Annotated in this window: 15 protein-coding genes and 1 tRNA gene; 10 read left to right on the plus strand and 6 right to left on the minus strand. The window is 71.2% G+C overall.

The features are described from left to right. The first annotated feature begins 143 nt into the window (after positions 1–143). On the plus strand, positions 144–1,604 hold the full coding sequence (locus AB0F40_RS21280; RefSeq protein ID WP_357472203.1) for a S1 family peptidase: 1,461 nt from the start codon (positions 144–146) through the stop codon (positions 1,602–1,604). 74 nt (positions 1,605–1,678) lie between these two features. Here AB0F40_RS21280 and AB0F40_RS21285 read toward each other — a convergent pair whose 3' ends face one another. Next, positions 1,679–2,605, minus strand: a complete 927-nt coding sequence (locus AB0F40_RS21285) for a phosphatase PAP2 family protein (RefSeq protein ID WP_357472206.1) — start codon at positions 2,603–2,605, stop codon at positions 1,679–1,681. A gap of 220 nt (positions 2,606–2,825) precedes the next feature. Here AB0F40_RS21285 and topA point away from each other — a divergent pair, with 220 nt between their 5' ends. The 7 genes from topA to AB0F40_RS21320 all read left to right on the plus strand — a co-directional run bounded on the left by topA (position 2,826) and on the right by AB0F40_RS21320 (position 12,003). Beyond that, complete coding sequence (gene topA, locus AB0F40_RS21290; RefSeq protein ID WP_357472209.1) at positions 2,826–5,627, plus strand: type I DNA topoisomerase; 2,802 nt, start codon at positions 2,826–2,828, stop codon at positions 5,625–5,627. A gap of 68 nt (positions 5,628–5,695) precedes the next feature. Beyond that, the gene (tmk, locus tag AB0F40_RS21295; protein ID WP_357472212.1) at positions 5,696–6,406 is read left to right on the plus strand and encodes a dTMP kinase; all 711 of its coding nucleotides are present in this window, start codon (positions 5,696–5,698) and stop codon (positions 6,404–6,406) included. Continuing rightward, the gene (locus AB0F40_RS21300) at positions 6,403–7,539 is read left to right on the plus strand and encodes a DNA polymerase III subunit delta' (protein WP_357472215.1); all 1,137 of its coding nucleotides are present in this window, start codon (positions 6,403–6,405) and stop codon (positions 7,537–7,539) included. Before tmk ends, AB0F40_RS21300 begins: the two co-directional genes overlap by 4 nt. A 138-nt stretch (positions 7,540–7,677) precedes the next feature. After that, positions 7,678–9,348 carry an enoyl-CoA hydratase-related protein gene (locus AB0F40_RS21305; protein ID WP_357472218.1) on the plus strand — a complete coding sequence of 557 codons (1,671 nt, stop codon included), beginning with the start codon at positions 7,678–7,680 and terminating at the stop codon, positions 9,346–9,348. 184 nt (positions 9,349–9,532) lie between these two features. After that, positions 9,533–10,201 (plus strand): hypothetical protein, encoded by a 669-nt coding sequence (locus tag AB0F40_RS21310; protein ID WP_357472221.1) that lies wholly within the window; start codon positions 9,533–9,535, stop codon positions 10,199–10,201. A 63-nt stretch (positions 10,202–10,264) separates the two neighbouring features. Next, positions 10,265–11,806, plus strand: a complete 1,542-nt coding sequence (locus AB0F40_RS21315; protein ID WP_357472224.1) for an alpha/beta hydrolase — start codon at positions 10,265–10,267, stop codon at positions 11,804–11,806. A 124-nt stretch (positions 11,807–11,930) separates the two neighbouring features. After that, positions 11,931–12,003 (plus strand) — tRNA-Thr (locus tag AB0F40_RS21320). Between the two features lie 195 nt (positions 12,004–12,198). On the opposite strand, the gene AB0F40_RS21325 is transcribed toward AB0F40_RS21320, so the two are convergent. Then, positions 12,199–12,585, minus strand: a complete 387-nt coding sequence (locus tag AB0F40_RS21325) for a DoxX family protein (protein ID WP_357472227.1) — start codon at positions 12,583–12,585, stop codon at positions 12,199–12,201. A 94-nt stretch (positions 12,586–12,679) separates the two neighbouring features. After that, positions 12,680–13,114, minus strand: a complete 435-nt coding sequence (locus tag AB0F40_RS21330) for a DUF2809 domain-containing protein (protein WP_357472230.1) — start codon at positions 13,112–13,114, stop codon at positions 12,680–12,682. Between the two features lie 79 nt (positions 13,115–13,193). On the opposite strand from AB0F40_RS21330, the gene def reads away from it, so the two are divergent. Further along, positions 13,194–13,883: a peptide deformylase gene (gene def, locus AB0F40_RS21335; protein ID WP_357472233.1), complete on the plus strand. Its 690-nt coding sequence runs from the start codon at positions 13,194–13,196 to the stop codon at positions 13,881–13,883. A 59-nt stretch (positions 13,884–13,942) separates the two neighbouring features. Here def and AB0F40_RS21340 read toward each other — a convergent pair whose 3' ends face one another. Genes AB0F40_RS21340 through AB0F40_RS21350 form a run of 3 tightly spaced genes read right to left on the minus strand, consistent with a single transcriptional unit; the run spans position 13,943 to position 16,077 of the window. After that, complete coding sequence (locus tag AB0F40_RS21340) at positions 13,943–14,521, minus strand: alpha/beta family hydrolase (protein WP_357472236.1); 579 nt, start codon at positions 14,519–14,521, stop codon at positions 13,943–13,945. A 47-nt stretch (positions 14,522–14,568) separates the two neighbouring features. After that, a complete protein-coding gene (locus AB0F40_RS21345; RefSeq protein ID WP_357472239.1) occupies positions 14,569–15,423 on the minus strand; it encodes a hypothetical protein in 855 nt (284 codons plus the stop codon). Between the two features lie 33 nt (positions 15,424–15,456). Beyond that, positions 15,457–16,077: a hypothetical protein gene (locus tag AB0F40_RS21350; RefSeq protein WP_357472242.1), complete on the minus strand. Its 621-nt coding sequence runs from the start codon at positions 16,075–16,077 to the stop codon at positions 15,457–15,459. 295 nt (positions 16,078–16,372) lie between these two features. Here AB0F40_RS21350 and AB0F40_RS21355 point away from each other — a divergent pair, with 295 nt between their 5' ends. Beyond that, a complete protein-coding gene (locus AB0F40_RS21355) occupies positions 16,373–18,934 on the plus strand; it encodes an ATP-dependent Clp protease ATP-binding subunit (RefSeq protein ID WP_253873504.1) in 2,562 nt (853 codons plus the stop codon). Positions 18,935–19,086: the final 152 nt, after the last annotated feature.

Below are 19,086 nucleotides of genomic sequence, written 5' to 3' on the forward strand. Positions count from 1 at the left end.
TAGGGGCGTCCCCTACCCACCCTCGGTATGCCCGCATATTGATGCGATATGTCCTAATCGGTATCTGGGAGTTACCTGGAAGCGACCCTACGCTTTGCCGCACTGGGTGAATTCATTGCCCCGACGACAAGGAGTCGCTGGACATGAGACGCACATCCTTCAGGGCGATCACTGTGGCCACAGCCGCTGCGACGCTCTTCGCCGCCAGCATCACCGCCGCTACCGCAGGCACTGCCGCCGGTTCCGACAGGCCCGAGGTGGCCGGCTACGCGCCGGGCATGGTCGCAGCACTGGAGCGCGACCTGGGCCTGACCACCTCCGAGGCAGTGGACCGCCTCAAGACCGACGAAGCACTGTCGGAGAAGCAGCTCACGATCGCCAAGACCCTGGACAAGGGCTACGCGGGCGCCTGGGTGGACGGCTCCGAGCTGTTCGTCGCGGTGACCGACAGGTCAGCGGCCGCCGAGGTCCGTGCCGCCGGTGCCAACGCCGTCACCGTCGACAAGTCCCTGAGCCAGCTCGACCGGCTGGCCACCAAGGCCTACCGGGCAGCTCCCGAGGCGAAGGTCGCGGCCACCTACGTGGACGTCGAGTCCAACTCGGTGGTCATGGAGGTGGCCAAGGGCGCGAAGGCCGCTGTCACGGCCGCCGTCAAGCAGGCCGGGCTCTCCGCGGGCACGGTCTCCGTCGTCGAGGTGGCCGAGCTGCCCCGCACTCTGATCAACGTGATCGGCGGCAACGCCTACTACATCGGGGGCACCTCGCGCTGCTCGGTCGGCTTCTCGGCCACCGGAGGCTTCGTCACTGCCGGACACTGTGGTTCGCGTGGCGCCAGCACGAGCCAGCCGAGCGGCACCTTCCAGGTGTCCTCGTTCCCGGGCAACGACTACGCGTACGTGAGCGTCGGCTCGGACGACAACCCGGTCGGCGCGGTGAACAACTACAACGGCGGCACGGTCGACGTCGCGGGCTCGTCCCAGGCCGCCGTCGGCGCCACCGTCTGCCGCTCCGGTTCCACGACCGGCTGGCACTGCGGCACCATCCAGGCGTTCAACGCCACGGTGAACTACGCGGAGGGCAGCGTCCGCGGCCTGATCCGTACCAACGTGTGCGCCGAGCGCGGCGACTCGGGCGGCTCGCTCCTCGCCGGCACGCAGGCCCAGGGCCTGACCTCCGGTGGCAGCGGTAACTGCTCCTCCGGCGGCACCACCTACTTCCAGCCGGTGAACGAGGCGCTCAGCGCCGCGAACGTCTCGCTGGTCACCGACGGTGGCGGCACCACGCCGCCGCCCACGGCCTGCGCGGACGAGCGGACGGCGTTCAGCGGCTCGCTGGGCTCCGGTGGCCAGGCCGCCGAGCCGGGCCTCTCCGGGTTCACTGTCCTGTCGGGCACCATCACGGGCTGCCTCGACGGGCCCAACGGGACCGACTTCGACCTCTACCTCCAGAAGGCGAGCGGCGGTTCCTGGACCACGGTGGCCCAGGGCATCACCGCGGCTGCCGACGAGAGCGTGCGCTACACGGGCACGACCGGCACCTACCGCTGGGTCGTGGACGCGTACTCCGGCTCGGGCTCCTACACGGGCGGCTACACGACCCCGTGATCTGCCCCTGACGGGTCAGACGCTCAGGCCACTGAAGGTGACCTGAGCGTCTGACCCGTGCGAGGGGTACCGCGTCAGGGGCGCGCCGTGGACTGGCGCACGAGGAGCAGCAGCGCGAACGAGCCGAGGCTCACCGCGACCACCCCGAGCATCCCGCCCATGTACGCGGTGAGGTCGCCGCCCCACGGCAGGCCCCAGCTGTAGCCGCGCACGCTGCCGAGCGCGCCGAGGGCCAGGGCACCCGTGGCGGCCGTCCCGAGGAGCAGCAGTCCCACCGCGCCGGACGAGCCGGGCTCGACGCCGTCCCGTGACTGGTCGAGGGACGAGGGCGAGCTCAGCGCGCAGACGCCGGCACCCCAGGCGAGCACCACGAGGACGGCGGCGACGACGTCGGCCGGCCGGTGCCACTGCCCGATCAGGGTCGAAGCGCCGGTGGCCGCCGTGTAGGCGCCGCCCGCCACCGCGACCACCGGTCGCCAGCGCCGCGGCACCGCGATGAGCAGGCCCGCCGCGACCGAGGCCGCCACCGTCGTGTGACCGCTCGGCAGGGTGTTGATGTCGGCGCGTGCGACGTCCAGCAGCGCGGGCCGGTCGAGGACCACGTGCTTGAGCACCTGCGTGGTGAGGTTCGAGCCGGCCACGAGGATCGCGACCTGTGCCGCGAGCCACCAGCGGCCGCGGGCCAGCGCGAGCACGACGGCGGTGGCCAGCCCCAGGCCGACGAATGAGTTGGACACCACACCGAGCACCGGCTCGGCGAGCTCCCAGAGCACGCCCTGCCCGCGTGCGGCGCCCTCGAGCGCGAGCTGGTCGGCGTGCTGGCCGCGGGTCGACCGGACGAACGTGTCCCAGGTGACCCAGACGCCCCACAGCGCCAGCATCGCGACGACACCTGCGGCGATACGGGGGCGCAGACGGGGCTGGGGCCTCGGCGCTCGCGCCGCGGCAGGACCGCCCATCGCGTTCCCGGGGGCGGGCAGCGGGAGGGTGCGGTCCGTCATGCGCCCCACCGTAGGCGAGCCGCCTGAAGAGACCGTGTGGCTGGTGTGATGCTGAGCTGTTCATCACGCCACGGGTGAAAATCACCAGGGTCATGTGAGACCGCCGGGCAACCGGCTGTCGGCCCGGATAGGGTGCGATCCGTTGCGCCTGGCGTACCGTGAACTCTCCGACGGCGCTCGGCGCCCACCCCCAGACCCCGCAGGAAGCAGGCAGGACCGGATGTCCCAGGCACGCAAGCTCGTGATCGTGGAGTCGCCCACGAAGGCTCGAAAGATCCAGAGCTACCTCGGCGACGACTACGAGGTCGAAGCCAGCGTCGGGCATATTCGCGACCTCCCGCAGCCCAAGGACCTGCCCGTGGACATGAAGAAAGGTCCCTACGGCAAGTTCTCGGTCGACGTCGACAACGGGTTCGACCCGTACTACGTGGTCCACGCGGACAAGAAGAAGAAGGTCAGCGAGCTCAAGAAGGCGCTGAAGGATGCCGACGAGCTCTTCCTCGCGACCGATGAGGACCGCGAGGGCGAGGCCATCGCCTGGCACCTGATCCAGGAGCTCAAGCCCAAGGTCCCGGTCAAGCGCATGGTGTTCCACGAGATCACCCGCGACGCGATCCTCCGGGCCCTGGAGAACACGCGAGAGCTGGACCAGGACCTCGTGGACGCCCAGGAGACCCGGCGCATCCTCGACCGCCTGTACGGCTACGAGGTGTCGCCGGTGCTGTGGCGCAAGGTGCGCCAGGGTCTGTCCGCCGGCCGGGTGCAGTCCGTGGCGACGCGCCTCGTGGTCGAACGCGAGCGTGAGCGTATGGCGTTCGTCTCAGCCGACTACTGGGACGTGGCGGGCACCTTCGCCGTCTCGGGCGACGGCGGGGTCGCCCCCGGCCAGCCCTCCTTCCGCGCCCGGCTCACCCAGCTCGCCGGCGACAAGGTCGCCTCGGGCCGCGACTTCGACGACCGGGGCCGGCTCAAGGTCCGCACCGGCGTGGTGCAGCTCGACGAGGCCACGGCGAACGCCGTCGTCTCCGGGCTCGCGGCCGCCGACTTCTCCGTCCGCAGCCTGGAGACCAAGCCGTACACGCGCCGGCCCGCCGCGCCGTTCACCACCTCCACGATGCAGCAGGAGGCGGGCCGGAAGCTCCGGATGTCGTCGCGCCAGGCGATGCGGACCGCGCAGGGCCTGTACGAGAACGGCTACATCACGTACATGCGTACCGACAGCCCGTCGCTGTCGGCCGAGGCCACCAACGCAGCGCGCAACCAGGCCGCCGAGCTGTACGGCCCCGAGTACGTGCCGGGCGCACCGCGGCTGTACCAGTCCAAGTCGAAGGGCGCCCAGGAGGCGCACGAGGCGATCCGTCCGGCGGGTGACTCGTTCCGCACGCCCGCCCAGGTCGCCGGCGAGCTGAGCGGCGACCAGTTCCGCCTGTACGAGCTGATCTGGAAGCGCACGGTGGCCTCGCAGATGGCCGACGCGAAGGGCTCGACGGCCTCCGTCCGGCTCGGCGCGGTCGTCGTGGGCGGCGACCAGGACGGCAACGAGGCGGTGTTCTCGGCGTCGGGCACGGTGATCTCGTTCCGCGGCTTCCTCGCGGCGTACGAGGAGAGCGCGGACGTCGACGCCGAGGCGGCCGAGAGCGCCGCGGCGGCGAAGGAGACGCGCCTGCCGACCATGGCGGAGGGCGACGCGCTGATCGGCACCGACCTCGCCGCCGACGGTCACTCCACCTCCCCGCCCCCTCGCTACACGGAGGCGTCCCTGGTCAAGGCGCTGGAGGAGCGCGGCATCGGCCGCCCGTCCACGTACGCCGCGACGATCTCCACCATCCAGGACCGCGGCTACGTGATCACGCGTGGCCAGGCGCTGGTGCCGACATGGCTCGCGTTCGCGGTGATCCGGCTGCTGGAGGAGCACTTCGACCGGCTGGTCGACTACGACTTCACGGCCACGATGGAGGCGGACCTCGACCAGATCGCGGCCGGGTCGCGAGAGCGGGTCGCGTGGCTGAAGGAGTTCTACTTCGGCGAGGTTCCCGGGAACATCGGCACGTCCGACGCGCTCGGCGTGGACAGCGACGGCGGTGGCCTCCGCGCGCTCGTCGAGAACCTCGGCGAGATCGACGCCGCCGCGATCAACTCCGTGGAGATCGGCGAGGGCATCCGCGTGCGGGTGGGCCGGTACGGCCCGTACCTCGAGGACCTCGCAGCCGAGGTCGAGGAGGGCAAGACCCCGCCTCGCGCCTCGGTGCCCGACGACGTGGCGCCCGACGAGCTGACCGTCGTCAAGGCGCGCGAGCTGCTCGCGGCAGGGGCCGACGACGGTCGCGTGCTCGGTGTGCACCCCGAGACGAACAACCCGATCGTGGCCAAGAACGGCCGTTACGGCCCGTACGTGACGGAGCAGCTGCCCGAGCCGGACCTCGACCCGGACCTGTCGGCGGCGGCGAAGAAGCGCGCGCTGGCCGCGCTGCCCAAGCCCAAGACCGCGTCGCTCCTCAAGACGCAGGCGCTCGACTCGATGACGCTGGAGGACGCGCTGCAGCTCATGTCGCTGCCGCGCGTCGTCGGGGTGGACCCGGAGTCGGGTGACGAGATCACCGCGCAGAACGGCCGGTACGGGCCCTACCTGAAGAAGGGCACCGACTCGCGCACCCTGCCGTCCGAGGAGGCCATGTTCACGGTCACTCTCGACGAGGCGGTCGAGATCTACAAGCAGCCCAAGCGCGGACGCGGGCGGACGGCGGCGCCGCCGCTGCGTGAGCTCGGCGACGACCCCAACAGCGGCAAGCCGATCCACGTCAAGGACGGCCGCTTCGGCCCGTACGTGACCGACGGCGAGACCAACCGCACCCTGCCGCGCGACGTCACCCCGGAGTCGGTCACCGCGGAACGCGCGATCGAGCTGCTCGCCGAGAAGCGCGCCCAGGGCCCGGCGAAGAAGCGCACGACGGCGAAGAAGGCTCCCGCCAAGAAGGCGCCCGCGAAGAAGGCTCCGGCGAAGAAGAGCACGACCAAGAAGTAGGGCGGTCGGACGACGAGGGTGGCGGCGCACGGCCGGTCGATGTGGGTGGGCGCGGTTAGGGTTGCCGCGTGAACGCACCGGGCTACTTCATCTCTTTCGAGGGCGGCGAGGGCGTCGGCAAGTCGACGCAGTCGCGCCTCCTCGGCGACTGGCTGGCCGACCTGACCGGCCGCGAGGTCGTGCTCACGTTCGAGCCTGGCGGCACGTCGCTCGGCAAGGAGCTGCGGGCAGCGGTCATGCACGGCCAGGACATGGGCCCACGGGCCGAGGCGCTGATCTACGCGGCGGACCGTGCCCACCACGTCGAGACCGTGGTGCGGCCCGCGCTGGAGCGGGGTGCGGTGGTGATCACCGACCGCTACCTCGACTCGTCCGTCGCCTATCAGTCGGGCGGTCGTGACCTGCCTGGCCACGAGGTGGAGCATCTCTCGCTGTGGGCGGCCAAGGGCTTGCGGCCGGACATCACCGTCCTGCTCGACCTCGAGCCACAGGTCGCCGCGGGCCGTCGCGCCGCGGCCGACGGCAAGGGCGCGCTGGACCGCGTGGAGCGGGCCGGCCTCGAGTTCCACACCCGCGTCAGGGACACGTTCCTCCAGCGGGCCGCCACCGATCCCGACCGCTGGGTGGTCATCGACGCGACCGCGCCGATCGGCGACATCCAGGCGCAGATCCGGGTGGACGTCTCGGCCCGGCTCGGCCTCACGCCGGTCGTCGCGGAGGCGACCGGCCTGGGCGAGCCCGCCGGTAGGACCGAGGCGGCCGGCGAGGACCAGGCATGACGGTGTGGGACGACGTCGTCGGGCAGGAGTCCGCCGTCGCCGCGCTCCAGGGAGCCGTGGCGACCCCGGCGGCGATGACGCACGCGTGGCTGGTGACCGGTCCGCCCGGGTCGGGCCGGTCGGTGGCGGCCCGCGCCTTCGCGGCAGCGCTGCAGTGCCCGCAGGGCGGCTGCGGCGTGTGCCGGGCGTGCACCACGACCATGGCAGGCACCCATCCGGACGTGACCCTGCTGGCCACCGAGAAGGTGGTCATCTCCATCGACGAGGTGCGGGGCCTGATCATGACGGCCTCCCGGTCGCCGTCGGGCGGGCGGTGGCGCGTGATCGTGATCGAGGACGCCGACCGCATGGCGGAGCGCACCACGAACGTGCTGCTCAAGACCATCGAGGAGCCGCCGCCGCACACGGTGTGGGTGCTCTGCGCGCCCTCGGTCCAGGACGTGCTGCCGACCATCCGGTCACGCTGCCGCGCGGTGGTGCTGCGCGTGCCGCCGCCGCAGGCGGTCGCCGACCTGCTCGTGCGGCGCGACGGTGCGGACCCGGCGGTCGCGCTGAGCGCGGCCCGCGCGGCGCAGAGCCATGTCGGCCTGGCGAAGCGGCTGGCCCGCGACGCCGGGGCGCGTGAGCGGCGCACCGCGGTGCTGAGCATCGCGCGCCGCATCCGCGGCGTCGGGGACGCGGTGCTGGCAGCGGGCGAGCTCGTGGACGTGGCGAAGGCCGAGGCCGTGTCCGCAACGCAGGAGCGGGACGCGGCCGAGAAGGCCGAGCTGCTGCGGGCCCTTGGCGTGGCCGACGGCGAGACGCTGCCGCCGCGCCTGCGCTCCCAGCTCAAGCAGCTGGAGGACGACCAGAAGCGGCGTGCCACACGGCATCAGCGCGATGTGCTCGACCGCGCCATGGTGGACCTGCTCTCCCTGTACCGGGACGTGCTCGTGGTGCAGCTCGGGGCGGAGGTGGACCTGGTGAACGCCGAGCTCGCCGAGACGGTGCGCTCGCTCGCCGCTGACTCCACCCCGGAGCAGACGGTGCGGCGCATGGACTCGATCGGGATCGCCCGCACCCGTCTGGGCGGTAACGTGGCGCCGTTGCTGGCGCTCGAAGCGATGACCATAGCGCTGCGCCCGCAAGGCTGACCGCCCGGCGGCTCGGCTCCTGTGAAGATTTCGCACGGGTGAAGTTGAACCGCCAAGGCAGATTGTCCCGATTGGCGTCCGTGGTTAGGCTGCGGACGCCCCCAGAGCTTTTCCGTGCGACAAGGAGTCCACCGCCCGATGAGGATCCTCCTGCTGGTTTCAGCCTTCAACGGTCTCACCCAGCGGGTCTGGTGTTCCCTGAGGGAACAGGGGCATGACGTAGGAATCGAGCTTGCCCCGACGTTCGAGTCGGGCGCCGCGATGACGCGGGCCGTCGAGCGTGCTGACCCTGACCTGATCCTGTGCCCGTTCCTGAAGCACCGGGTGCCGGACACGATCTACACCCGCTGGCCGACCGTCATCGTGCACCCCGGACCCGTGGGCGACCGCGGTCCGTCCTCCCTGGACCACGCGATCCGCGACGGCAGGGAGCGGTGGGGCGTCACCGCCCTGTCCGCCGTCGAGGAGCTGGACGCCGGCCCCGTCTGGGCCACCGCGGTGTTCGACATGCCCGACCAGCCGATCGCCAAGAGCGCGCTCTACAACAGCCGTGTCGCGGACGCCGCGATGGCCTGTATCGGCGAGGTGGTCCGCAAGGTGGCCGACGGCGAGCGGCCGATCCCGGCGGAGGCCTGCCTGCGGATCGTGCCCGTCGACGGTGAGCTGCCGCTGCTGCGCCGCGAGGACTTCCGCATCGACTGGAACCGGCCCGCGAGCGAGCTGGAGCGGCTCGTCGCGGCGGCCGACGGCGCCCCGGGTGCCCCCGCCGGCGTGAACGGCCGGTCGGTCTGCGTGTTCGACGCCGTCGCGTCGCCGGAGCACACCGGTGCGGCACCAGGCACCGTGGTGGGCCGCAACCTCGACGCGGTGGCGATCGCCTGCGGCGTCGGCACGCTCTGGGTCGGCTACGCCGCGGAGCTGAGCGGCCGACGTGGCGCCAAGCTCCCGGCCGCCCAGGTGATCGACGCGAGCGGCGCCCCGTTCCGCCGCGTCCCGGACGCCCTGGCGGAGACGACCTACGTGCGCGACGGCGCCGTCGGGTACCTGACGATCCGCTCGTACAGCGGCGCGATGTACACCGAGCAGTGCCGCCGGCTGACCAGCGCCGTGGAGAAGGCCCTCACCGAGGACACCCGGGTGCTCGTCATCAAGGGCACGGAGCACGGGTTCTCCAACGGGATCCACCTGGGGACCATCGACGCGTCGCCCGACCCGGCCGCCGAGGCCTGGGACAACATCTGCGCGATCGACGAGCTGTGCCTCGCCATCGCGACCGCCGACCAGCTCACCGTCGCCGCGTTCACCGCCAACGCCGGCGCGGGCGGCGTGATGGCCGGGCTCTGTGCCGACGTGACGCTGGCCCGCGAGGGCGTCGTCCTCAACCCGTACTACGACATGGGGATCTACGGTTCCGAGCTGCACTCCTGGAGCGTCCCGGCGCGCGTCGGGGAGCACCGCGCGTCGCTGCTCCTGAACCGCAAGCTGCCGATCTCGGTGGCTGAGGCGGCACGCATCGGGCTGATCAGCGCCGTCGGGCCGCGGGAGTGGGGCGAGTTCACCGCCTGGTTGTCATCTGCCGCGCAGGGCTACGAGGAGCCCGCCACGCTCGGCTGGATGCTCGCCGCACGCGCGGAGCGCCGCGCGACGGACCGGCCGCTGTCGTACTACCAGACCATCGAGCTGGCCGAGATGGCCCGCGACTTCTTCGACGACCGCAACGCCTTCTCCGTGCACCGCCGGGCCTTCCTGCGCAAGACCGCGGCGGACGCCACCCCGGAGAAGCTGCGCTTCTCCACGGCACGCGTGTGACCGCTCGCCGGCGCGAATGATCGGTAGGACGTCAGGTGGTCGGTAGCTCGAGCTATCGACCACCTGACTTTTTGCCGACCACTACGCCTGCAAGAACCTCGTCGCCCGGGACATGGACAGAGGGAGTGGGGCCGCAAGACCACTGCGCCCTGCGGTCGTGTCAGGCGAGTGGAAGGATCTGGGCATGAAGATCAGGCGGATGGACCGGACCGGCATGACGACGCGGAACCTGGCACGTGCGGGCGCGGCGGCCTTGGGCCTCGGCATGACGGCGGCGCTCGCGCTGACCGGGTGCGCGCAGTCCGACGTCGGCGGGGCCGAGGCGGGGGAGTCGACCACGTCGACGGCGCCGGAGGAGAGCGACACGGTCGCCCCCAGCCCGTCCGAGAGCGCGAGCCCGTCCGGCGACACGGGTAAGGACGACAAGCTGCCGCAGGCCGCCGACATGGCGATCGAGGCGGGCAGCACCGGGCGCGGCCTGCCGCCGGGCGTCGAGGGGAGCACCGACTCGACGGTCGGGGCCGCGTGGGCGCCCGTGGAGGGTCTGCTGTACGTGGTGACCAACGGGTCCAGCTCGTGTCCCACGTTCGCGGAGCCGGAGGCGACCATCGGTTCGGGCGGCAAGGCGCCCGGCGTCGCCGCAGCGGACGGGGTGCTCGCGGTGCGGCTCATCCCGCCGGGCGACGGCATCTGCACCATGGACTTCGTGCCCACCACCACCGTCGTCGAGGTGCCGGCGGAGTCCGACACCGGCCGGCCGGTCCCGGTCATGCTGGGTGACAAGGGCAAGGTCGAGCTCCAGCCCCGTCCAGCAGAGGGCAAGCCCGGTCCGGTGGCCTGGCTCGACTCGTGAGGGTCGCGTGTTGGTTCGCCAACGGGTAAGAAATCTACCCAGCACAACCGATAGGTTGTGCGGGTGATTCGCCCCGCCCGCCGTCGTCAGCCTGCGGCCGTCGTCGCCACGCTGCTCACCACCGTTCTCCTCCTGGCCGCCTGCGGCGCACCGCCCAAGGTGCAGACAGCGCTGGAGGACGTGGGCAAGTCGGACGGCTCGGCGACGGAGGGCGCGCCCAAGGGGTTCGAGGACTTCTACGGCCAGTCGCTCGAGTGGACCGAGTGCGGCGAGGGTTTCCAGTGCGCCACGGCGTCGGCGCCGCTCTCCTGGCACGACGCGGGAGCGGGCAGCATCGAGATCGCGCTCAAGCGGATCCCCGCCTCGGGGCAGAAGGTGGGCTCGCTGCTGGTCAACCCGGGCGGTCCGGGCGGCTCGGGGGTGGACTTCGTCGGTGACCCGGCGCGGTTCGGGCAGTCGCTGCGGTCGTCGTTCGACATCGTGGGCTTCGACCCCCGCGGCGTAGGCCAGTCGACGCCGGTGAAGTGCTTCGACGACGCGCGCAAGGACGAGTTCCTCAGCACCGACTACCCGTACACGCCCGAGGGCCTGGCCGACCGGCAGGACGCCGTCCGGGAGTGGGGCCAGGCGTGCGCCGAGAACACGGGGCCGCTGCTCGGGAACGTGGACACGCAGTCCGCGGCCCGGGACATGGACATGCTTCGGGGCGCCCTCGGCGACGACAAGCTCAACTTCCTGGGCTTCTCCTACGGCACCCAGCTGGGCGCCACCTACGCGGGCCTGTTCCCGGACCGGACCGGGCGCCTGGTGCTCGACGGCGCGCTCGACACCACGCTGGGCTCGGACGAGGTGGCGCTGCAGCAGGCGGAGGGCTTCGAGAGCGCCCTGCGCGCCTACGTGACGGACTGCCAGGCGAGCAGCGACTGCCCGCTCACCGGTGACGTCACGAGCGGCCTGCAGCAGATCCAGGCCATGGTCGAGGACGCGGAACCCAACCCGATCCCGACGTCGTCCGAGCGGTCGGTGACGAAGAAGCTGGCGTTCTACGGCGTAGCCGTGACGATGTACGACGAAGGATCCTGGTCCTTCCTCACGCAGGCCCTGCAGGAGGTCTTCTGGGAGGGCACCGGCGACGACCTGCTCTACCTGGCCGACGTCTACAACGACCGCAACGAGGACGGCACCTTCAAGTCCAACAGCGAGGAGGCGTTCCGCGCGATCAACTGCGCCGACGGCCGCGCCGAGGAGGACATGACGAAGATGCGGGAGCTGGCCGCCGAGATCGAGGAAGCCGCGCCGACCCTCGGCGAGTCGTTCGGGTACTCCGGCATCGAGTGCACGGACTGGCCGTACCCGCCGGCGGAGCAGGAGTTCGACCCGGCCGCCAAGGGAGCGCCGCCGATCGTCGTCATCGGTACCACCAACGACCCGGCCACCCCGTACCGCTGGGCCGAGTCGCTCGCGAATACCCTCTCGTCGGGCACCCTGGTCACGTACGAGGGTGAGGGGCACACGGCGTACGGCAGGTCGAACACCTGCATCAGCAACGCCGTGGAGGACTATCTGGTGGAGGGAACGGTCCCGGAGGACGGCCTCACCTGCTGACGCAGGTGGGCCCGGTTGCACGGGGTTGAGGACGTCACACCGTTTCGCTTTGAAACCTGGGCCTCCCATTGGGTACAGTGAGGGCCGCTCACCGATCCGGTCGTTACCGGCTCGCGGTGCGCACGCCGCCTTAGCTCAGTCGGTAGAGCGTCTCACTCGTAATGAGAAGGTCATCAGTTCGATTCTGATAGGCGGCTCAGCAACGCCAAAGGCCCGGAACCTCAACGGTTTCGGGCTTTTGCGTTGGCGGCCAGGGTCGAAGATCCTCCTCCAGAATGCACTGCGGCATGGTTCAGCGCCCCTGGAGCATGCCTGATCGCATTGTCGAAGCGGACCGACCAGCACCGGCGTCGGCCCCCGACTGGCAACTGCCCTTCGCGCGCATGGCCCGATCAGGCGGTGAACGCCTCCGGCCCGAAGCGGCCCCAGGCCACGAAGCCGATCAGGACCAGGTAGGTCAGGTCCACCAGCATGAGCCTGTACTCGCGTCGGCTGATCCGGGTGGCCGCCGCACCGACCATGATCATCGCGAGACCCAGGGCGGCCAGCGGCACCAGGTCCGGCGCGACGCCGAACGCGGCGGGCAGGACCAGGCCGAGGCCGCCCAGCAGCTCCAGCACCCCGATGGCCTTGATGCTGCGCGGCTTGAAGTCCTCGGTCCAGCCCGCAGCGGGTCCCGTCGCGGCGATCCTCTCCTTGCTCGCGATGACCTTGAGCGCGCCGCTGCCCACGTAGACGATCGAGAGCAGCCCGGCGACTATCCACAGGGCGATGTTCATACGGTTCTCCTCGAAGCAGGGGTCACGGTCCGCACCGCCGACGACGGAGGGCCCCGGTGTGTGACACGGCGGCCCTGCGTGGACCGGCGAACGCTTAGCGAGGACGCACGGACGTGCGCCGCCGTCGGCCTGCCCGTACCGCCCGCGCGATCCGGTGCAGAGCCCAGCCTGACGCCGCTCCGACCGCGTAGAACGGCAGGTCCGGCGCGTTGAAGGTGGTACCGAGCACGAGTCGCGCGAGCGTGCTGTGGGCGCCCAGCTCAGCGGGGACACCGGTGAGCTGGAAGAGCTCGACCGCCGCGCTCACGCCGAACGCCACGATCGCGGCGACCCACGCGCGAGTCCGTGGGGCCACCACCAGCACGAGCCAGAAGATCAGCAGTGCGTAGAGTGCGTCGCCCGCGTACTTCGCGAGGTCGCCGCCCAGCACCGACCGCACGGACAGGCCGGCCGCCACGGTCACCACGGCCGCGGCGGCGGGAACCGCCCGGCGTCTGATCCAGCTCCGGACGGTCGTCTCACCGCTCATGTGCGCCACTCATGTGCGCAGTCTGCCGGAGCTGCCGCAGGCGGCGTGGACGGCATGCGTCGAAGGTACTCTCTGTCCCATGGCATGGACCCGCCCCCGACGGCGCAAGCCCGTCACCTACCTGCTCGGAGAGCCGGTCGAGGAGTATCCCGCGACGGCCCCTGAGGTGGACCGCGGCCGCGTGCTGCGCATCACCGAGATCGGGGAGCCGGTGCTGCACAACCCGGCCCGTACCGTCGAGGAGTTCTCGACCCCGGAGCTCGCCCGGCTGATCGACGACCTGTTCGCCACCATGGAGTCGGCGCAGGGTGTCGGCCTCGCGGCTCCGCAGGTGGGCGTCGACCTTCGGGTGTTCGTGTACGACCTCACGGACTCGTCGGGGGACCGGCACGTCGGGCACGTGGTGAACCCGGTGCTCGAGATGGACCTCGACGCCGACCCGGAGACCGAGGAGGAGGGCTGCCTCTCCGTCGTCGGCGCGTACGAGCCGCTGGAGCGTCCCGGCGCGGCCACGGTGCGCGGCGTGGACCAGCACGGCGGGCCGATGCAGCTGTCAGGCACCGGCTACCTGGCACGCTGCCTCATCCACGAGTCGCAGCACCTCGACGGTGTCCTGTACTGGGACCACCTGAGCGCCGACCTGCAGGCGGACGCCCTGGAGCAGCGCGACGAGGAGCGCGACGACATCATCGCGGAACGTCGCGAGATCGCCATCGAGCTGGACAAGATCCCACCGGCCTATCCGGCCAAGCCGGCAGGCGGCCGCTGACCCCTGCTGTGCGCGTGATCGTGGAGCCTCAATCGGTCACGTAGCCGCAACGGTCGCGCTCACAACGAAGCCGCCCAGTTCGCGACGGCCTGGGCCACGGCCTGCTGCCGCCCGACGCCGCGCATGTCGTGCGCGCCGGTCAGCGTCACGGTCGTGACGGGCCCGGGGATCGCCGCGGCGTGCTCCGCGAGCTCGTCGGGGGTGCCGAACTGGTCCTTGTCCCCGGACACGAACAGCGTGGGCACCTCGATCTGCCCGAAGTGCTCCACCCGGAGCTTCTCCGGCCGTCCCGGCGGGTGCAGCGGGTAGCTGAGCAGCACCAGGCCGGCGGCGGGCAGACCCTCGGCGACGGCCATCGAGCACATCCGCCCGCCGTACGACCGTCCGCCCAGGAGCAGCCGGTCCGTCGGCACCCCGAGCTCGTCCGCCCACGCGGCGGCCTGGCTCCGCAGGTGCGCGACGGCGACCGGTGCCCGGTCCGGCATCCGTCGCCCCTCGAGGCGGTACGGGAAGTCGGCGCGGCGTACGGGCAGCGGGGGTACGACGTCGGCCAGGGCGTGCTCCACCGCGACGAGCGCCGCGCTGTCGCGGTTCGCACCCGCGCCGGGGGTCAGGAGGAGGCCTGCGGGTGTGGTCACCCACCCAGTGTGCCCGTGGCACCCTGGGTGGGCCTGGGCAGCACTGGTCAGGTGAGGCGACGCCAGAGCACCAGCAGGCCGCCCGTCGTCAGCAGCGCGCCGACGCCGAGCACGGCCACCCACCCGAGCGGGGAGATGACCTCTCCCTCCCCCGCCGGGACCGCCTGCGCCTCGGGGCCCTGCCGCGTGCTCATGCCCTGCAGGAGCTCCACCTCGGACGGCGTGCGGGAGGGTGACGGCTCCGGTGTGCTCGAGCCGGACGGCGACGGGGTCGCGCTGGGCGTCGGCGTCGATGTCGGGGTGGGCGTCGGGCTGGGCGGCGGCGCGACGGACGGCGTCGACGCCGTCACCTGCGGCTCTTCGGGCTCCGGCGCAGGCCTCTGTCTCGGCCTCGGTGTCTCGACCGGCGCGGACTCGTCCGCCTGCGTGGCGGTCGGCGTCGGCGTGGGCGTCGACCTCATGGCCGGCCGGCTGGCCGTGCAGGCGGTGCTGCCTTCCGACTCGTGCCAGCTGCTCGCGTCCTCGACCTCCACCCACACCACGCAGTAGCCGTCCGGGTAGGCCTGCTTGGCCTCCCAGAACGTGGTCCAGCCGTGGTTCTGCTCGTCCCGGGTGAGGTCGCGGGAGTACGCCTGCCCGCCGCGGCGCGCTCCGGCGGGCCGGACCACGTAGGCGACCTCGTCGCTCCCGCTGCCCCGCTGGAAGGCGACGCCGTCGGCGTTGACCCAGATGTCGTCGGACCAGCGCTCGGCGGCAGCAGCGCGCTGTCCGACGGCGGCGGTACCCGGCAGGGCGAGCACCGTCAGCAGGAGCAGCAGCAGGACCTGCCGCAGCGGGCGTCGTGCCGGGGCGTTGCGTACCGTCGGCCGCGGCGTCGCGGCGGAGGCAGTGGCGCGTGTCACGGCCGCGATCCTACCGCCGCGCGTCCGGAACCGTCAGAACCTCGGGCCCTCCTCGCCGTGGAGGAGGTTGCGGATGGGTCGGGTGATGATGTCCACCCGGTCCACCAGGTCGGCCGGCCCGGTCACGACGACGGCTCGGTCGGCGGCAGGGGAGTAGACGGCGGTCACGTCGCGCACGGTGACCCGCATGCAACGTCTGCTCGTGCCGTCGACCCGGAACGGACGGGTCTCGCAGGGCACGTCGTCGACCTCGGCGACGATCGCCCGCATGGCGCTGCGGTAGTCCTGGTAGGACTCGGCCATCTCGGTGACGGACGCGATCCCCGGCGGCGCGGCAGGGTCGACGTCGGCGTGCAGCGGTGCGACGAGCGCGCCGCTGCAGGCGGCGCGGACGATGTCCTCGATCTGCGCCGGCGTCGCGGGGACACGGAGGGTCTCGACCTCGACGGTCTCGCCCGAGAACGTGCGATAGGAGCGCAGGAACCGCTCCTCGGTGGGGTCCACGCTGTCGGAGACGCCGGTGACCTCTTCCTCGATCAGGTCGAGCCCCCAGGTCAGCGGGTCGTGCACCTCGCCGACGACGCCCGAGAACCGTGCGAAACGCGCGACGATCTGTTCCCAGGACTCGGGGGTCGGGCTCGGGTCGTCCGCCATCTGGCCTCCCGGGGCGCGTGCGGGTCTGACAACGAGACTGCCGGGTGCGCGGGAAGGCGTCAACGACCTGCGCCAGAATCGGCCCGTAAACAGCCGGGACTCGCGGCCGAGAGCCGGTGCCCGGGCGTGTCGTCCCGGGCGGGGCGCTCCTCACCCCTCCGGGGCCCGACATCGTCACGCCCCTGGCGAACATGGGCATCAACCGGCCCATGGGCGCGTTGTGAGCGCATAGAGTCGTTGCGGTCAGGCCTGGTACCGCCGGTGCAGGTGTACGCCGCTCGTGAGGGAGCAGCACATGTTCGAGAGATTTACGGATCGCGCCCGTCGGGTCGTCGTCCTCGCCCAAGAAGAGGCGCGGATGCTGAACCACAACTACATCGGCACGGAGCACATTCTGCTCGGCCTCATCCACGAGGGTGAGGGCGTGGCCGCCAAGGCGCTCGAGTCGCTGGGGATCTCGCTCGACGGCGTCCGCACCCAGGTCACCGAGATCATCGGTGAGGGGCAGCAGGCGCCGAGCGGGCACATCCCGTTCACGCCGCGCGCCAAGAAGGTGCTTGAGCTGTCGCTCCGCGAGGCGCTGCAGCTCGGCCACAACTACATCGGCACGGAGCACATCCTGCTCGGTCTCATCCGCGAGGGTGAGGGCGTCGCAGCACAGGTGCTCACCAAGATGGGTGCCGACCTGAACAAGGTGCGCCAGCAGGTCATCCAGCTGCTGAGCGGCTACCAGGGTAAGGAGCCGGTCTCAGCGGGCGGCCCCCAGGAGGGTCAGCCGGCAGGCTCGGCAGTGCTCGACCAGTTCGGCCGCAACCTCACCCAGGCCGCGCGCGAGGGCAAGCTGGACCCGGTCATCGGTCGTACGCAGGAGATCGAGCGGGTCATGCAGGTCCTGTCCCGCCGCACCAAGAACAACCCGGTGCTGATCGGCGAGCCGGGCGTCGGCAAGACCGCCGTCGTCGAGGGCCTCGCGCAGGACATCGTCAAGGGCGATGTCCCGGAGACGCTCAAGGACAAGCAGCTGTACACGCTCGACCTCGGTGCGCTGGTCGCCGGGTCGCGCTACCGCGGTGACTTCGAGGAGCGCCTGAAGAAGGTGCTCAAGGAGATCCGGACGCGCGGCGACATCATCCTGTTCATCGACGAGATCCACACCCTGGTGGGTGCGGGTGCCGCCGAGGGTGCCATCGACGCCGCCTCGATCCTGAAGCCCATGCTGGCCCGCGGTGAGCTCCAGACCATCGGTGCCACCACGCTCGACGAGTACCGCAAGTACGTCGAGAAGGACCCGGCCCTGGAGCGTCGCTTCCAGCCGATCCAGGTGTCCGAGCCGTCGCTCGAGCACGCCATCGAGATCCTCAAGGGCCTGCGGGACCGCTACGAGGCGCACCACCGCGTGTCCATCACGGACTCCGCGCTGGTCTCGGCAGCCACGCTCGCCGACCGGTACATCAACGACCGGTTCCTCCCGGACAAGGCGATCGACCTGATCGACGAGGCCGGGGCACGGCTCCGCATCCGTCGTATGACGGCTCCGCCGGAGCTCAAGGAGCTCGACGAGAACATCGCCGAGGCGCGCCGCGAGAAGGAGTCGGCGATCGACGAGCAGGACTTCGAGAAGGCCGCCGGACTGCGTGACAAGGAGAAGCAGCTCACGCAGGTCCGCGCGGACAAGGAGAAGGCCTGGAAGTCGGGCGACCTCGACACGGTCGCAGAGGTCGACGACGAGCTGATCGCCGAGGTGCTGGCGATGTCCACGGGCATCCCGGTCGTCAAGCTCACCGAGGAGGAGTCCAGCCGGCTGCTCAACATGGAGGCGGAGATCCACAAGCGGGTCGTCGGCCAGGAGGCGGCCATCAAGGCGCTGTCGCAGGCCATCCGCCGTACGCGTGCCGGGCTCAAGGACCCGAAGCGCCCCGGTGGCTCGTTCATCTTCGCCGGCCCCACCGGTGTCGGTAAGACCGAGCTCGCCAAGGCGCTCGCCGAGTTCCTGTTCGGTGACGACGACGCCCTCATCCAGCTCGACATGTCCGAGTTCTCGGAGAAGCACACGGTCTCGCGACTGTTCGGCTCCCCGCCCGGATACGTCGGCTACGACGAGGGTGGCCAGCTCACCGAGAAGGTGCGGCGCAAGCCGTTCTCCGTGGTCCTGTTCGACGAGGTGGAGAAGGCGCACGCCGACATCTTCAACTCGCTGCTCCAGGTGCTCGAGGACGGTCGCCTCACCGACTCGCAGGGTCGTGTGGTCGACTTCAAGAACACCGTCATCATCATGACGACGAACCTGGGCACGCGGGACATCGCCAAGGGCGTCCAGACCGGCTTCAACGCCGGCGGCGACCTGGTGACCTCCTACGAGCGCATGAAGGCGAAGGTCAACGAGGAGCTCAAGCAGCACTTCCGGCCGGAGTTCCTCAACCGCGTCGACGACACGATCGTGTTCCCGCAGCTCTCCCAGGACGAGATCATCGAGATCGTCGACCTGGAGATCGCGAAGCTCGACCGTCGTATGCGCGACCGGGACATGGGCCTCGAGCTCACCCCCGCCGCCAAGCACCTGCTGGCGGAGAAGGGCTACGACCCGGTGCTCGGCGCCCGGCCGCTCAAGCGGGCGATCCAGCGGGAGATCGAGGACACGCTGTCCGAGAAGATCCTGTTCGGCGAGCTCACGGCTGGTCAGCTGGTGATCATCGACGGCGAGGGCGAGGGCATCCTCGGCGAGTTCACGTTCCGCGGTGTGGAGCGCGACGAGCGTCGTCGTCCGACCCCGGCAGAGCCGCAGTCGGTGCCCGCGGGCGCCGGACTGGTGCCGCGCGACCTGCCGCCGTCGGGCCAGATGGCTGCCGGCGGAGCGTGATCGTCCGGTAGTCAGGCCGACCGCGAAGGCCCGGTCACCCCGCGAGGGGTGGCCGGGCCTTCGTGCGTGGTCGGCAGTACGTCGAAGTGGTCGGTAAAACGTCAGGTGGTCGGTAACCCGGGTTACCGACCACCTGACGTTCTACCGACCAC

Source organism: Promicromonospora sp. NPDC023987 (assembly GCF_040639055.1).
Classification (GTDB): Bacteria; Actinomycetota; Actinomycetes; order Actinomycetales; family Cellulomonadaceae; genus Promicromonospora.